The sequence below is a fragment of the Acetomicrobium sp. S15 = DSM 107314 genome, assembly GCF_016125955.1.
In the GTDB taxonomy this organism is placed as follows: Bacteria; Synergistota; Synergistia; order Synergistales; family Thermosynergistaceae; genus Thermosynergistes; species Thermosynergistes pyruvativorans.
Window position 1 is genome coordinate 145,711 of record NZ_JADEVE010000415.1, and the last position, 15,487, is coordinate 161,197.

A 15,487-nucleotide genomic window follows, 5' to 3' on the forward strand; every position below is an offset into this window, starting at 1 on the left:
ATGGATGGCGGATCTGTGGCTCTCGTAGCCGGAGGCGGCCTGCTTCCGCTTGAGATAGCGAGGCGGCTTCATAGCCGCGGTGAGGCCCCTTTCGTCTATTCTATAGGTCCCGCGCATGACGAACTCTTTGAGCATGCCAGAAGTCTCGTCGTGCTTTCGCGCTTGGAGCTCGAAGCGCTTCTCGCCGACATGGAGGCGAAGGGTGTTAGGGACGTGATTTTAGCAGGTCTCGTCTCCAAGACGTTCATGTACGAGCCGGCGATGCTCGACTCCGCCATGAAGAAGCTCCTCGCGGAGCTTTCCTCCAGAGACGATCACTCACTGTTGGGAGCGATAGTTAAGGTTATGGAAGAGCGCGGGTTTGCGGTCCTCAAATACCGGCACATCATAGAAGATTGGATGGCGCCCCTCGGGCATATCGCCGGCAGAAAGCCCTCTCAAGAAGAGGCGGAAGACATAAGTTACGGTGTGGGGGTAGCCTCGCACATCCTGCCCTTGTCCTTCGGCCAGACTGTGGTCGTGAAGGGCAGAGCCGTCGTAGCCGTTGAGGCCATGGAGGGGACAGATTTAACGCTGCGCCGTGCCGGAAGGGTGTGCAGGGGCGGCGTGGTCGTGAAGATGATGCGGCAAGATCAGGACGAGCGTTACGATCTTCCCGTTATAGGCAAAAAGACCATCGAAAACATGGCCGCCTCGGGGCTGACATGCCTTGCCGTGGAAGCCGGGCGCACTATAATCCTCGACCCAGATCGTTTTAAGAGGGCGGCTTCAAAGAGAGACATAGCTGTGGTGGGGGTAGCACCTTGTCGATCTTCATAAGCTGTGGGGAGGCCTCCGGCGACGCCTACGGCGCTGGTTTGCTGAAAGCCCTGCGCGATCTCGGCTTTGGCGACCGAGTGTGGGGCATGCTCGGCCCTAAGTCGCAAGAAGCCGGAGGTGAAGCCCTTTGGCCTTCCTCCGAGCTCTCGATCGTCGGTGCCGTAGAGGCCGTTGCGGCGCTCCCTCGCTTGCTGCGCCTCAGGGGCGAGATCGCTAAAGCCGCCTTGGCAGAAAAACCTCGTGCGGTCGTCGTCATAGACAGTCCGGACTTCCACATCCCTCTCCTGAAGCGCCTCAGAAAATCGGGCTTCGATGTCCCCGTTTTTTATATAGCACCTCCTACCGTCTGGGCTTGGAGGTCCGGCCGCGCAGATGTCTTGAAGGCGCTCGATGCCTGCTGTTTTCCTCTCTTCGAATTCGAACACGATAATCTGCGCTCCCACGGCTTAAAAAGCCTTTGGGTCGGTCATCCGCTGCTCGATGATTTTGCTGATTATAAACCGCCGCAGGATCTGATATCAAATGTCCAGGGCAAAGATATGGTGGCCTTGCTCCCCGGAAGCCGTAAAAGCGAGGTAAAGCGGCTCCTTCCCGTGCTCGAGGCCCTCGTAGAGCCTCTCGAAGATCTCGGTTATTTTCCGGTTTTTTCCGTAGCGCCCGGCCTCGAAGAGGGGAATAAATCCTATCTCCGGCGTAAGCTTGCAGGGTGCTGCCTTTACGAAGGACAGGGGAGGGATCTGATCGCCGCGTCGTCCTGCGTCGTGGGGGCGAGCGGCACGGCCGCCGTGGAGGCGATGCTCTTGGATCGTTTTATGGTAGTATTATATAAAAGCTCTTGGATGAATTACGCGCTCTTCAAGCTCCTTGTCGATATCAGGTGGCTCTCCATACCCAACATATTGGCTTGGGAGGAGATATATCCGGAGTTCCTGCAAGCTCGCGCGCGCCGGGAGCTCATAATTTCCGCGCTCAAGCGTTATAGAAATGATGCCAAGGCCGTGCACGAGAAGCTCGCCCGCGTCCGCAGCCTCTTGGGAGAACGGGGAGCTTATCGCATGTGGGCCAGGGTGGTCGCGGAGAGCGCGTCGCCATGAGGCGGGTCTGCCTTTTGGTCAACGGGCCGGGCGAGCTGTGGGGCTGGGCGCGCCCGCTCGTGCGCGAGCTGTCGAATCGCGGCTTAGCTGTTACGGTGTGGCTGCTCTCCTGTCCCTTTGCCACGGGTTTAGAAGAGCTTTTGGCCGGCTCCTGGAACGTGGAAGTGGTCGGCCCCAGCGGCGCCTTCAGGGAGTTTTGGGAGATGCGGCGGGGCGGGAGGGGTATAGATTTGGTGCTTCAGCTCGGCGGCGATCTCTTTTTCGGGCGGACGCTGGCGCGCGCGGAGGGCTCCCCCTTGGCCTGCTATACTTATGGCTATAAACCTGGGCTTTCCCGATGCGCGGCCGCGTGGACGGCCTTCGAGAACATGGCTGAGGGTTTGAGGAGAAAAGGAATACGGGCCGAGCCCATAGGAGACCTCGTCGCTGATGCCCTGATGGTTGACGATGGGGTTTCGCCTTGGAAGCTGAAAGAGAGCAAAAAGATCGCGCTCTTTCCGGGGAGCAGGCCGGCCATACGCAAAAGGGCGCTATCGTATCTCGGCGAAGTCGTCAAGATCTTAAGAGAGCTCGACGATAGGGTCGAATTTGCAGCGCTCCTCTCGCCCTTTTGCACGCGCGAGGAGAGGGAAATGTGGTCCGAGGCGGGGTTGAATCCGACTACCTCCGGCACTCGCCAGGTCCTTGCGGATGCTGACATGGCTTTGACACAGCCCGGCACGAATACGCTCGAGCTGCTTCACATGGCCGTGCCGGCCCTCGTCGTCGTGCCTTTCGCCTTTCTGCGGGATATCCCGGTATCGGGCGTCAAGGGCTGGGCATCTGGGCTCCCCGTGATAGGCGGCACGTTTAAGGAGTTCGTCCTGCGCGTGGCGGCCAAACATAGAGGCTACCTGAGTTGGCCTAATCGCATAGCTGGGCGTGAGGTGTTGCCGGAGATCGTGGGAGTCGTCAAACCTCAGGCGCTGGCCCAGTTGATATTCGAGCGCTTGAGTGACCGCGAATGGCAGTCCTCCTGCAGGGAGGAGCTCAGGCGCATCTCTGCGGAATCGGCGTCGCGGGGCGCATCTGCTCGCCTCTGCGCCCGCCTGAAGGAGCTGATCTCGTGAGGGCCGTTTTGAGCAAGCGGGGCACGTATTTCAGGCTGATCGCTTATCTCAAGCCGTATAAAAGCCGTTTAATAGCCGGCGTGGCCTGCATGCTTTTGGCTTCGCTCTTTTCCGTCGCTCCGCCGTGGCTGTTGAAGAACATGGTCGACGACGTCTTGATAGCGAAAAGGACCGGCCTGCTGAACTTATTGGCTGCCGGCATAGTGCTGCTCTTTTTGGGCAAGGCCGTCGCCACTTACGGACATCAATACCTCATGAGCTGGGTGGGGCAGAAGGCGGTCATGGACATAAGGATCGCCTTCTACGACCACATGCAGCGCATGTCGTTGCGCTATCTCTACGGCAAGCGCGTTGGCGAGCTCGTTTCCCGCCTCACCAACGACTCGAGGGCGGTCCAGGAGCTCCTGACGAACGTCCTCGTCGATTTGGTCGTCCACGGCACGACATTCGTGGCCGTGGTCATATTCCTCTTCTTCTTGAACTGGCGGCTTATGCTGGTGACCTCCGCAGTGTTGCCCTTCACCGCATGGATGCTGGATAAGGCCTCCAAGAAGCTGCGAGCGGTGGGGCACGAGATTCAGGAGCAGATGGCCCGCCTTTCGGCGGTGGCGCAGGAGGCCCTTTCGGCGGTGCGCATAGTGCGCTCTTTCGCCACGGAGGACGAGGAGTTGGAGCGGTTTCGCAAGCAGAACCGCAGCCACTTCAGCGCAATGCTGCGAGGGACTCAGATACGGGCAGTCCTCTCGGGAGCTGTGGAGGTGACGCTCATCGCCGCCCTTGCTCTGATCCTGTGGCTCGGCGGGCGCGACGTTGTGCGTGGCCAAAGCACGCCGGGAGAGCTCATCGCCTTCCTGGGCTATTTGGGATTGCTGGTACAGCCTGTGAGGGTTTTGAGCCACATAGTGTCTCAAATTCAGCAGGGCCTTGCGGCGGCGGAGCGCATATTTGAGGTTACAGACCGTGCCACCGACGTGCCGCCCCCGGCCTTTCCCGTGGTCATAGAGCGCCTCGAGGGGCGCATCGACTTTGAAGACGTGAGCTTCGCCTACGAGGACGAGCGCTGGGTGCTCTTGGACGTTAACCTCGCCGTCGAGCCGGGAGAGAAGGTCGCCATAGTTGGTCCCACCGGGGCGGGGAAGTCGACGATAGCGGACCTGATCCTCCGCTTCTACGATGTCCAAAAGGGGCGCATCCTCATAGACGGGCACGATGTGCGCGAGCTCGACCTTAAAACCTTGCGCAGGCAGATAGGTGTGGTGCCGCAAGACCCGATCCTGCTCAAAGGCAGTATAGCCTTCAACATAGCTTACGGCTGTCCGCAGGCCTCCATGGAAGATATCCGCAAGGCTGCCTCTGTGGCCGGCGTCCACGACTTCATACTTTCTCTTCCTAAGGGTTACGATACGGAGATCGGAGAGCGGGGCGTGACGCTTTCCGGAGGGCAGAGGCAGCGCATAGCCATAGCGAGGGCCATAGTTCGCGATCCGAGGATAATCATCATGGACGAGGCCACCTCATCCTTAGATGCCGCCGTGGAACAGAAGATTCAGGAGTCGATGGCCAAGGCGATGGAGGGGCGCACGGCCTTGGTCATCGCTCACCGCCTCTCGACGGTGCGCCATGCGGACAGGATAGTGGTTTTGGAGGACGGTCGTATAATCGAAATGGGAGACCACGCCGCGCTCATGGCGAGGCACGGCCTGTATGAAAGGCTCTACAGCCTGCAGTTCGGTGATAGACGTGCAGTGCATCGTTGACAGTTACCTGTCCTTTGCGAGGGAGAAAAAGGCACTTTCGCCTTGGCAGGTGCTTTCGCCGTTGGGCTACGTCGCCCAGATGGGCGTGGCCTTCAGAAACTGGACCTACGACCACGGCATCGCATCTGTCTGGGATCCGCCTCTGCCCGTTATCAGCGTAGGCAACATCACCATGGGCGGCACGAACAAGACCCCCTTCGTCGAGATGCTCGCCTCCCGCTTTTGTGACATGGGCCTTTCCGTAGGAATCGTAACGCGCGGCTACGGCGGCCGCAACGCCGACGACCTCGCCTTCCCCGGCTTTGGTGAAAGAGATGCGGTGGGGGATGAGCCGCTCCTGCTCTCGTCGCGCCTCCCTGACGTTCCGATAGCCGTGTGCAAGCGGAGGCGGCGCGGCGTGGAGGCCTTGAAGCGCGCCGGCGTCGAAATCGTCGTGGCGGACGACGCCTTTCAGCACAGGCACTTGGGGCGCGACGTGAACATAGTCTTGATCGATGCGACGTGCCCTTTCGGAAACGGCAAGCTCTTCCCCGCCGGGCTTCTGCGCGAACCGGCTGCGTCCCTTTCGAGGGCCCACATCGCGGTGATCACGAAGGCCGACCGAGCCCCTCGGGAGAAGGTGGAGACGTTGTTGGAGACTATATCGCGCCACGTCCCTGAAGAGGCGATATTCCTATCGACTCTCGTCGTGGAGAAGTGGTCCTCTTGGCGCGGCTCCTTCGTCGATCTGCCCTTCGAAGAGGTAGAGGGCATGAGCGTTATGGCCTTTTCGGCCATAGGCGACCCGGAGAGCTTCCGCGATTCTTTGGAAAAGTGCGGCGTCCGCGTGGTCGGTGAGGCCCGTTTCCGCGATCACCACCGCTACAGTCTGCGCGACATGGAGCGCATATGCCGTGCGGCCGACGAGGCAGGCACCGAATGTTTAAGCTGCACCGAGAAAGACATCTACAACCTGCCGGAAGGATGGCGAGCGCGGTCTCTCCTCATACCCAGGGTGGCGGTAAAAATAGACGACGAAGGGCGCTTCTGGCGGGCACTGCTTTCCAATCTGCTCCCAAAGGTGGTCGTGGCTTCAAACGGCCACGGGGAGGACTCCATAGGTGCTCTCCTCGCCCAGAGGTTGCAAAAAGCGGCGCCCGGCGTCGCCGTAGAGGCCTTTCCTCTGGTCGGCAGGGGGGAGTCTTACAGGGATTGCGGCGTTAGGGTCGTCTCTTCTCCGGTGGAAACGCCGAGCGGCGGCATTATAAAGTACAATCTGAGGGACTTTTTGGCGGACCTGCGGGCCGGTCTCTTGAGGCAGATAATAAAGCAGCTTGGCGCATGGAAAGATCTTCGCGGGAAGTGCCGCACGCCCATCTGCGTCGGCGACGTGTACCTCCTGCTCCATGCCCTATTCGGCCAGGGCCTGCCGCCGCTCCTCCTGGCGACGGCGAAGAGCGAGCGCATCAGGGGACATTGGCATATAGAGCATTGCATCCTCCGCAAGCGCGCCCTCGTCGTGTGGACGCGCGACCCCGAAACTGCGCTGGAGCTGAAAAAAGTTGGCGTTAACGCCGTCTATGCTGGGAACCCCATTGTAGATCTTCTCGGTGATAATGAAGAGGGAGGGAGGCATTGGCCGGCCGATGTCTCTGCAAAGGTCTTATTGCTTCCGGGCAGTCGCAAGCGCGCATACCGCGATGTGGCGCTGCTCCTCGAGGCTTCGCTCCTGCTTTCCCGTCGCATGGATTGCGCCTTCCTCATGGTGCTCGCTCCGACGCTCGACCTTGAAAAGTTGGTCGCCGCCTCGAGCGGCTTCTCCTGGGATCCGCCCTTTCTGAAGAGTGAAGGGCTATGCGTGGCGGTGACGGACATGCCGGTGGGAGATGCTGCCCGCGGCGCAGACATCGTCATCGGCCTCGGCGGGACGGCAAACCAGCTCTGTGCCGCCTTGGGCGTGCCGGTGCTTTCTATCATAGAAAAGGGCAAGCTCGTGCAGAAAAAGCTTTTGGGAGATGCCGAGCTGCTCGTAGCTCCTGAGGCCGGTTCCTTAGCTGAGGCGGCATACGGGATATTGACGGATAGTGATCTGAAGGCGAGGATGTCCGAGGCCGGCCGCAGGAACATGGGCGGCGGTGGGGCCGTCGAAGACGTCGTTCGCTACGTCGCGAACGAGATGGGATTGGCGCTTCGTTGCGCCGTATGGCGAAAGATTGCTGAAAGTTTGGGGGGAGATGCAGGTCATGAAGAGCATAGCGATCATCCCGGCGCGCTTCGGCAGCACGCGCCTGCCGGGTAAGCCGCTTTTGCCGGTAGGGGGAGTGCCCCTGGTGGTGCGCGTGGCCAAAGGGGTGAGCCGCTCATCTAAGGTGGAGCGCATCGTCGTCGCCACCGACGACGAGAGGATTGCGGCGGTGGCCAAGTTGGGGGGTTTTGAGGCGATCATCACGCCGAAGGATCTGCACAGCGGCAGCGATCGCGTTGCCTATGTGGCAAAGGAGCTTCAGGGGTGGGATATAGTCCTCAACGTGCAAGTCGACGACGCGCTGGTGGGCCCCGACATGATAGACCCGCTCGTAGACGTCCTGAAATCTGACAGTTCGGTTCAGGTTGCGCTGCTCGTCAAGGAGATCGAAAAGAAGCGCGAGGTGGAAAACCCCAACGTCGTGAAAGTCGTCTTCCGCAGAGACGGAAGGGCCCTCTACTTCAGTCGCTCTCCCGTGCCCTACGAGCGAAATCCCAAGGCGCCTTATTACAAACACATCGGCCCCTACGCCTACAGGCGGGATTTCCTCTTAGAGCTCGCCAAGTGCCCGCCGACACCACTCGAGCACGCCGAGAGCTTGGAGATGCTGCGCATACTCGAAATGGGCTATGAGATACGCTGCGTCGAAACGCAGCGCGACACAATAGAGGTCGATACGCCCGAAGACATAGCCGCCTTGGAAAACTACCTGGCCGGACGGGGAGATGAGGCGCGGTGAGGGCGAGAGTTGACATCGGCCCCTTCTGCATGGGCGACGGTCCCGTCGTCATCGTGGCCGGCCCCTGCGTGCTCGAAAGCCTCGACTTAGCGCTGCGCGTTGCCGCGCAGGTGAAGGGGATCTGCGACGATTTGGGCTTGCCCTACATCTTTAAGTCCTCCTTCGACAAGGCGAACCGCACCTCTATAAAGAGCTTCCGCGGGCCGGGCTTGGAGAAGGGCCTCCAGTGGCTGGCGAGGGTGAAAGAGGACCTCGGCGTGCCCGTGCTCACCGACATCCACCTGCCAGATCAGGCCGAGGTCGCGGCCGACGTCGTGGACGTCCTGCAGATACCGGCATTCTTGTGCCGTCAGACAGACCTGGTGGTGGCCGCGGCGAAAACCGGCAAGCCCGTGAACATAAAGAAGGCCCAGTTCCTCTCGCCCTACGATATGGCACCGGTGGTGGAGAAGTGCCGCGCCGTGGGCAACGAGGAGGTCATATTGTGCGAGCGCGGCTCCGCCTTCGGCTACAGAGAGCTCGTCGTCGACATGCGCTCCATACCCATAATGCGCTCTCTCGGCTGTCCCGTGATGTTCGACGCCACGCACAGCGTCCAGATGCCCGGAGGGCGCGGGTCTTCGAGCGGCGGCGACCGCAGATTCGTCCGCCCCCTCGCCAGGGCGGCGCTTTCGATCGGCATAGACTCCCTCTTTTTGGAAGTCCATCCCGACCCCTACAGCGCCCTGAGCGACGGTCCCAACATGATCCCTTTGGGCGAGCTGCGCGCCTTTTTGAGAGAGGTAAAAGAGATAGACGAGCTAATCAAGGGCTCGATCGGCCCGTGCCTTTTGGAGGGAGAAAGCCATGGTTTGTCTTCCTAAAGAGCGGGAGGGAATGGAGCTTTCCGACGACGAACTCGTCGCCGCGGCCAAGCGCGTCATAGAGAGCGAAGCGCGGGAGCTCCTGAAGGCCGCAAGTCGGATCGGTTATGAAATGGCGAAGGCTGCACGCCTGATATGCGGCTGCAAGGGGAGGGTGGTCGTCGTCGGCCTCGGAAAATCCGGCCATGTGGCCAGGAAGATCGCCGCCACCTTCTCTTCGCTCGGCACGCCCGCCTTCTTCCTGCACGCCGCCGAGGGCGCCCACGGCGACCTCGGGATGGTCTGCAGGGAAGACGTGGGGCTTTTTTTGAGCAACAGCGGTCACACCCAAGAAGTGCTCGAGCTCTTGCCTTTTTTTAAGAGGTTAGGCGCCCCCGTCATCTCCATCACTGGCGATCTCTCCTCTCCGTTGGCGGAGGCCTCCGACCTGGCGTTGGATTCGAGCGTTGAACGGGAGGCCGATCCGTTGGGCCTCGCCCCCACGTCGAGCACGGCGCTGCAGATGGCCATCGGCGACGCCCTCGCCGCCATGGTTACGGAGCTGAGGGGGCTTGATCGCGACGACTTCGCCCTCTTTCACCCCGGCGGAAAGCTCGGCAGAAGGCTCCTCCTGCGCGTCTGCGACGTCATGGGGAGGGGCGAGCGGATGCCCCTTGTGCGTGAGGACGTCAGGGTCTGCGACGCCATATACGAGATATCGAGTAAAGGTTACGGTGCTACGGTCGTAGTCGACGGTTCGGGCGCACTTTGCGGCATATTTACCGACGGCGACCTGCGCCGCTTGCTTGAGAGATCCGGCCTGAAAGGGCTCGAGCAGCCCCTAAATTCCGTCATGACGAAGGCGCCCAAGACCATCGCCCCCGACGAACTGGCAGCCAAAGCCGTCCTCCTCATGGAGGAAAACGAGATCTCGGTCCTCGTTGTCGTCGAGGGGGATCGTCCTGTCGGCATAATCCACCTCCACGAACTCTTGAAGGCGGGGGTGGCATGAAATTAAGCCTCCGTGCCTATTCGGCCATAGTCTCGTCGCTCTACTGCGCGGGCTATCCATACCTCGCTTGGCGCTACAGGGAAGGTTTCGCCCAGCGGCGCGGTGTCTATGAGCCGTCTTTGGCCGGAAGCTTGAAGGGTGCGCGCCCGATTTGGGTGCACGCCGCCTCCGTGGGCGAGGTGCAGGCGGCCTTCCCTCTGATTAAAGCGATGCGCTCCGCTCTCATCGGCCCGATAATCCTCTCCACGGTGACTCCCACCGGTAAGGCCATGGCGCAGAGGCTTTGCGGCGGCATGATAGACGCACATATCTACTACCCCTGGGACGTGCCTTGGATCGTCAGACGCTCCCTTAGTGCCCTTCGCCCCAAGGCCTACGTGGCCGTGGAGGCCGAGATATGGCCCCTCTTTTTGTCGGAGCTGGCCGAGCGCGAGGTCCCCGCCTTCCTGGTCAACGGGCGCTTCTCCGACCGCTCTTTTGAAAAAGCCCGAAAAAGCCCGGCCTTCTGGCTTAAAGTGCTCGGGTCTTTTAGGTTTCTCATGGTGAGGGGGGAAACCGACAGAGAGCGCCTCCTTTCGCTCGGCGTGGACGGAAAGAAGGTGATAGCCCTCGGAGACTGCAAAATCGACGCCCTCGTCGAAAGGCAAAAGGAAGTCGATCTGCCCTCTTTGAGGCGAAGGCTCTTTTTGGGCCCCGACGACATCTGCCTGGTGGCCGGGAGCACCCACGAGGGAGAAGAAGAGGTCGTCTTTAGGGCCTGGGAGGAGGTGAGGCGCCGCTTCCCGTGCCGCCTCATCGTGGTGCCCCGTCACCCGGAGCGTTCGCCGAAGGTCTTAAAAGAAGCGGAACGTTTCGGCAAGGCGCTCTTATTGACGCAAATCTCCCCCGGTTGGGATATACTGGTAGTCGATGCCGTCGGATATCTCTTCGACCTCTACGGCCTTGCCCGTGCGGCCTTCGTGGGGGGGAGCCTCGTCCCCAGGGGAGGACAAAACGTCTTGGAGCCTGCCTGTTGGGGCATCCCCGTTTTTTGCGGACCTCACATGGAGGATTTTGCCGCGCCCGTTGATGAGCTTTCGCGCCTGGGCGCGCTGAAAGTGATTTCAAACGAAAGCGAGCTGGCTCAAGGGTGGGTCGGCTCTCTCGCCGCTCCTGACGGCGATTTTAAAAGAAGCGTAGAGCGATATTTCACCCCTGGCGCCGCAGTCAGGGCGTGGGAGATCATAAGATCGAGCCTCTGAAAAAGGAAGTGATGACTGTGCAAAGCTTTTCCATGCGCCTCTCGGGTCGCGTCCTATTCGGTCCCGGGACCGTGGCCCGGTTGGGCGACATTGCGCGCACCTTCGGCGCCGAAAAAGCGCTCGTCGTCTCCGACCCAAACGTCGAGCGGCTCGGGCACGTGAATCGCGTCTGCGAGCTGCTGCAAAAAGCCGGGATAAAGGTGCGCGCCTTCGCGGAGGTGGAGCCAGACCCGTCTGTCGAGACGGCTGACAAAGCCGCCGACGTCGCTAAGGATTTCGGCGCCAGCCTCATCGTCGGCATAGGCGGAGGCAGCTCGCTCGATATAGCTAAGGCCGCGAGCGTCCTCGTCACCAACCCTGGGGGCGCCGCCTCCTATCAAGGCCTCGGCCTGGTCAAAAATGCGGGCCTGCCCAAGGTTTTGATCCCCACCACCGCCGGAACGGGGAGCGAGGTCACGTTTACGGCCGTGCTCATCAGGAAAAAAGAGGGTATAAAGGCCGGCATCAACGACGAAAAGCTCTATGCCGACTATGCCATCCTGGACCCGGAGCTCACCCTGTCCCTCCCTCCCCGCGCCACCGCCTCCACGGGCATGGACGCTTTCATCCACGCCTTCGAGGCGTATGTGGGCAAGAGCGCCACGCCTTTCAGCGACATCTTCGCCGAGTCCGCAATAAAGAGGGTGGGCAGGTGGCTTCGCGTGGCCACGTGGGATGGAAGAAACTTGGAGGCCAGGTGCGAGATGGTGCTCGCTTCCTACTACGGCGGTGCCGCGCTGGCGAACGCCGGGGTAGGGGCCTGCCACGCACTCTCTTATCCCTTAGGGGGTATTTTCGGCGTCCCTCACGGCCTCGCCAATGCCCTGCTGATATCGTATGTGACGCGCCACAGCGTCATGGCAAACCCCGAGCGCTATGCTAAAGCGGCCATTCTGTTGGGAAGAGAGTGCGGTGCGTCTCTGAGGGACGCGGCTCTGTCGTGCGTCGAGGCCCTCGAAGAGCTCGTCTCGGACCTCGGTCTGCCTCGCACTTTGAAAGATTTGGGGATAAAGATAGAAGAAGGGCGCCTTCGGGAGATGGTCAAGGGAGCCATGGCTGTGGATCGTCCCATGGCCAACAACCCGAGGCCTTTCGACGAAGAGCTCTGCGCAAAAGTATATAAGGAGGCGATAGGGTAATGCCGGCATATGAGCTTTACGGGCAGGAGGAGATCGACGCAGTCGTAGATGTGCTGCAGCGCAAGATAGTACATCGCTACTCGTCTCACGAAGCGAGGGGTGGCATTTACAGGGCGAAGGAGTTTGAGGATGTCGTGGCCCGCGCGGTGGGCGCCAAATACTGTCAGGCCGTGAGTAGCGGCAGCGCAGCGCTCTACGTGGCGCTCAAGGCCTTGGGGGTCGGGCCGGGCGACGAAGTGATAACGTCGGCCTTCACCTTCATAGCGAGCATCGAAGCGATATTGGAGTGCGGTGCAGTCCCCGTCCTGGCGGACATAGACGAAAGCCTTAACTTAGACCCCGAGTCCGCCGAGGACGCCATCAGCGAAAAGACCAAGGTGATCATGCCGGTTCACATGTATGGCGCGGCCGCCGACATGGAGCGCTTCCGCGAGCTATGCGACCTCTACGGCCTCTACCTCTTGGAGGACGCGTGTCAGGCCCTCGGCGCCACGTATAAGGGCAAAGGATGCGGCACCCTTGGCGATTGCGGCACCTACAGCCTCGACCCGAATAAGGTTATCTCCGTCGGCGAGGGCGGGCTCATCGTCACCGACGACGAGGAGCTGTATCGCAGGATGGAGTATTATCACGACCACGGCCACATCCACGACGAAAGTATAGACAGGGGCGCCGAAGGCAAGGCTTGCCTCGGCTTCAACTTCCGCATAAGCGAGATCCAGGGCGCCCTCGGCCTGGCTCAAATTAAAAAGCTCCCTCGCGCCATAGAGAGCTTGCGCTCTAACAAAAAGAGGATTTTGGAAGCCGTGGGCGACTTGGACCTTGTGACTTTGAGGGACCTTCCCGATAGGGACGGTGAAATCGCGACTCAATTGGTTCTGCTGCTGCCCGACGAGGGGAGCGCCCGTGCCTTTCAAAAGGCTTCCAAGGAAGCGGGCGCGGGTTGCAGCGTCTTAGCCGACAACACGTGGCACTACGCCAAGCATTGGAAGACTCTCAGGGAGGGAACAACTTACAGCCGCTTGAGGTGCCCCTTCGACTGCGTATATGCGGAAGACCTCCCCTCCTATCGCCCGATAGAGTGGGTGCAGACCGACGACATACTGAGCCGCGCCGTTATGTACGGCCTCAACATCGTCATGGGCGACGAAGACGTCGAGCGCATGGCGAAGGCTATAAAAGCGGGGCTAAAGGTGGCCTATTAGGGGTGCGATCGAGCGCTGTGGCGCCTGGCGTCGTGTTCGTCTTGAGTGACGGCATAAAAGGGCATATCGCCCAAGTCAGAGGCTTGGCGCGATCTTTAAGCGAGCGGTGCGGCGTACCGGTTGAGGAAGCCGCCGTGCCGCGCTTGAGCGGCCTGCGCCGCTTCGAGTTGCTGAAGGTGAGGTCTCGCTTCCTGCCGCGGCTTTCTCGCAGGAAGGTCGAGGCGTGGCTTAAAGACGCCGGAGGAGTGAAGCTGCTGCAGCAATTCGCAGGCGCCGTCGAGCGGGCCGGCTGCACGGCTGAAGCGGCTCTGATACTTTCTTGCGGAAGCGGCGCCGCTCCTTTCGCCCTGGCGCTCGCGCGCCTCTGTGGGGCTAAGAGCTGCACCGTCATGACGCCCTCCATCGGGCTGTCGCATTTCGACTTCGCCATCGTGCCGGGGCACGATGCCCCGCCGGCGCGGCGTAATGTCTTTGTAACCCTGGGCGCGCTCAACGACGTAGACAGAAACCGCATCGAAGAGGAAGGGAAAGCTTTGTCTGAGGCCTTCCCTCCTGAAAGCGAAAAGAGGTGGGCTCTCCTCATCGGCGGGGACGACGCCAATTACCGGGTCTCTCCTGCCTGGGCGAGGGAGATGCTTTCCTTCCTCCTCGAATTGGCGGCGAAGCGCGGCGCCGACCTTTACATCACCACGTCCCGCCGCACGCTTCGTGAGACCGAGGCGGCCATAGAGGAGCTTTGTGCCGCTTCGCGTTGGGTGAGGATGCTCTGTCTCGCCTCTAAGGGCGAAAGGAACCCCGTTTACGGCATGCTGGGCCTCGCGACGAACGTCCTCTGCACCGAGGATTCGGTCTCCATGATCTCCGAGGCCGCGACGGCCGGTTTTCGCGTCGGCGTTTTATCCGTCGAGCACGCGCTCGGCGTCGGCACATCGCTCCAGAGGCTTGCACTCGTTCTGGCGAGGAGAGGTTTTTTAAGCGAGGGAAGGCTTTGGGGCCTGCCGCGCTTTGATAAAATGATAGACTCCTTTTGCTCAAGAAGCCTCGCCATGCGCCTCGACGACGAGTCGGCGCTCGCTGCGTTTCTTGAAACGCCGCAGCTTCACGGCGCGGATTTCGACGAGACGGGGCGAGCGGCGCGCTGGCTGCTCGAAAATTTAAATTGGCAGGTGAAAAATGGCATTGCGCGTGCTTCACTATGTGGATGAAAACAGCTTATCCTGGGCTGAGCCGTGGCTTCAACTCCTCGAAGAGTTGAAGAGGCTCGGCGTGGAAAACGTCGTCCTCTGCAGGCCGGGCGGCACCTTGGGCGACAAGGCCGAATCGAGGGGCTTTCCCGTCCGGCGCTACCGCCCGCCTTTTCCCTGGGCGCCCGCCCTCTGCCGCGGCGTGCCTTCTGTCCTGAAGGCCGTAAAGCCCGATCTGATCCACACGCGCCTCTCCACGGCCGCCGCGTTGGGCGGCTATTGGGGGCAAAAGCTTGGCATACCCGTCCTTTCGACGATAGACAAGTACCCAAAGGGCAAGTATTACAGGTGGTCGTCGCACGTAGTCGGGTGCTCGACGGCCGTCTCTGAGCACATGAAAGGCCTGGGCTTCCCTTCCTGTAAAGTTTCGACGATCCATAACCCGATAAAGGTGGAGCGCTACGCCCGTGACGTGGAGGCGCGAAAATCCCTCCGCGCCAGCGCCGGCGTGGGGGAAGACGAGCTTGTCTTTTTGGGCTGCGGGCGCTTTGTGGGGTGGAAGGCCTTCGACGTGTTGCTTTTGGCCTACGACAGGCTCTCGGCGTTGCGGCCCCACAGGCTCTGGATAGCGGGAAGCGGTGCCATGGAGCAGGAGTGGCAAGCCCTCTCTCGCTCCCTTTCCTCGCACGACAGGGTGTCGTTTTTCGGCTTTGTCGAAGACATAAGGCTGCTGCTGTGGGCTGCCGACGTCTTCGTCCAGCCTTCCAAGGAGCCGGAGGGATTCAGCCTGATGTTGCTTGAAGCTGCTGCTGCGGGCCTTCCCCTCATAGCCACGGCCATAGGGGGGACTCTCGACATAGCCGACGAGCGATGTGGCTGGCTCGTCCCGCCCGACGACGCAGACGCCTTGGCGCGCGCCATGTCTATGGCCCTGAACGAGGACTTGACCGAAAAGGCTCTGCTGGCTGCAGACAAGGCGAGGCAGTTTGACGTGTCTGTCATCGCCCGTCGCTACGCCGACGAGTACGAACGGGTGATGAGTGAAGAGTGATGAGTGATGAGTGATGAGTGATGAGTGAAGGG

At 60.9% G+C, this 15,487-nt stretch carries 13 protein-coding genes; all 13 read left to right on the plus strand.

Features of this window, described 5'->3' with window-relative positions; translation table 11 throughout:
• The 13 genes from EZM41_RS12715 to EZM41_RS12775 are packed head-to-tail and all read left to right on the plus strand — an operon-like array spanning position 1 to position 15,455.
• Complete coding sequence (locus tag EZM41_RS12715; protein WP_198471526.1) at positions 1–819, plus strand: LpxI family protein; 819 nt, start codon at positions 1–3, stop codon at positions 817–819.
• Complete coding sequence (locus EZM41_RS12720; protein ID WP_198471528.1) at positions 804–1,913, plus strand: lipid-A-disaccharide synthase; 1,110 nt, start codon at positions 804–806, stop codon at positions 1,911–1,913. The genes EZM41_RS12715 and EZM41_RS12720 overlap by 16 nt, the downstream gene beginning before the upstream one ends.
• Positions 1,877–3,022, plus strand: a complete 1,146-nt coding sequence (locus EZM41_RS12725) for a cdisaccharide synthetase (protein WP_198471530.1) — start codon at positions 1,877–1,879, stop codon at positions 3,020–3,022. Before EZM41_RS12720 ends, EZM41_RS12725 begins: the two co-directional genes overlap by 37 nt.
• Positions 2,917–4,779 carry an ABC transporter ATP-binding protein gene (locus EZM41_RS12730; RefSeq protein WP_198471532.1) on the plus strand — a complete coding sequence of 621 codons (1,863 nt, stop codon included), beginning with the start codon at positions 2,917–2,919 and terminating at the stop codon, positions 4,777–4,779. The genes EZM41_RS12725 and EZM41_RS12730 overlap by 106 nt, the downstream gene beginning before the upstream one ends.
• Positions 4,727–7,057, plus strand: coding sequence for a tetraacyldisaccharide 4'-kinase (gene lpxK, locus EZM41_RS12735; RefSeq protein WP_198471534.1), 2,331 nt, complete (start codon positions 4,727–4,729; stop codon positions 7,055–7,057). Before EZM41_RS12730 ends, lpxK begins: the two co-directional genes overlap by 53 nt.
• Positions 7,002–7,742, plus strand: a complete 741-nt coding sequence (kdsB, locus tag EZM41_RS12740) for a 3-deoxy-manno-octulosonate cytidylyltransferase (RefSeq protein ID WP_198471536.1) — start codon at positions 7,002–7,004, stop codon at positions 7,740–7,742. The genes lpxK and kdsB overlap by 56 nt, the downstream gene beginning before the upstream one ends.
• Before the next feature lie 29 nt (positions 7,743–7,771).
• The gene (gene kdsA, locus EZM41_RS12745) at positions 7,772–8,605 is read left to right on the plus strand and encodes a 3-deoxy-8-phosphooctulonate synthase (RefSeq protein WP_198471663.1); all 834 of its coding nucleotides are present in this window, start codon (positions 7,772–7,774) and stop codon (positions 8,603–8,605) included.
• Positions 8,589–9,596 carry a KpsF/GutQ family sugar-phosphate isomerase gene (locus EZM41_RS12750; protein WP_269778909.1) on the plus strand — a complete coding sequence of 336 codons (1,008 nt, stop codon included), beginning with the start codon at positions 8,589–8,591 and terminating at the stop codon, positions 9,594–9,596. The genes kdsA and EZM41_RS12750 overlap by 17 nt, the downstream gene beginning before the upstream one ends.
• Entirely contained in the window at positions 9,593–10,837 is a 1,245-nt protein-coding gene (locus tag EZM41_RS12755; protein WP_198471537.1) for a 3-deoxy-D-manno-octulosonic acid transferase, read from the plus strand. Before EZM41_RS12750 ends, EZM41_RS12755 begins: the two co-directional genes overlap by 4 nt.
• 17 nt (positions 10,838–10,854) lie before the next feature.
• On the plus strand, positions 10,855–12,015 hold the full coding sequence (locus EZM41_RS12760) for an iron-containing alcohol dehydrogenase (RefSeq protein ID WP_342449331.1): 1,161 nt from the start codon (positions 10,855–10,857) through the stop codon (positions 12,013–12,015).
• Positions 12,015–13,220: a DegT/DnrJ/EryC1/StrS family aminotransferase gene (locus tag EZM41_RS12765; protein ID WP_198471538.1), complete on the plus strand. Its 1,206-nt coding sequence runs from the start codon at positions 12,015–12,017 to the stop codon at positions 13,218–13,220. Before EZM41_RS12760 ends, EZM41_RS12765 begins: the two co-directional genes overlap by 1 nt.
• A 2-nt stretch (positions 13,221–13,222) precedes the next feature.
• A complete protein-coding gene (locus tag EZM41_RS12770; RefSeq protein ID WP_342449332.1) occupies positions 13,223–14,425 on the plus strand; it encodes a mitochondrial fission ELM1 family protein in 1,203 nt (400 codons plus the stop codon).
• The gene (locus EZM41_RS12775; RefSeq protein WP_232619378.1) at positions 14,394–15,455 is read left to right on the plus strand and encodes a glycosyltransferase; all 1,062 of its coding nucleotides are present in this window, start codon (positions 14,394–14,396) and stop codon (positions 15,453–15,455) included. Before EZM41_RS12770 ends, EZM41_RS12775 begins: the two co-directional genes overlap by 32 nt.
• Positions 15,456–15,487: the final 32 nt, after the last annotated feature.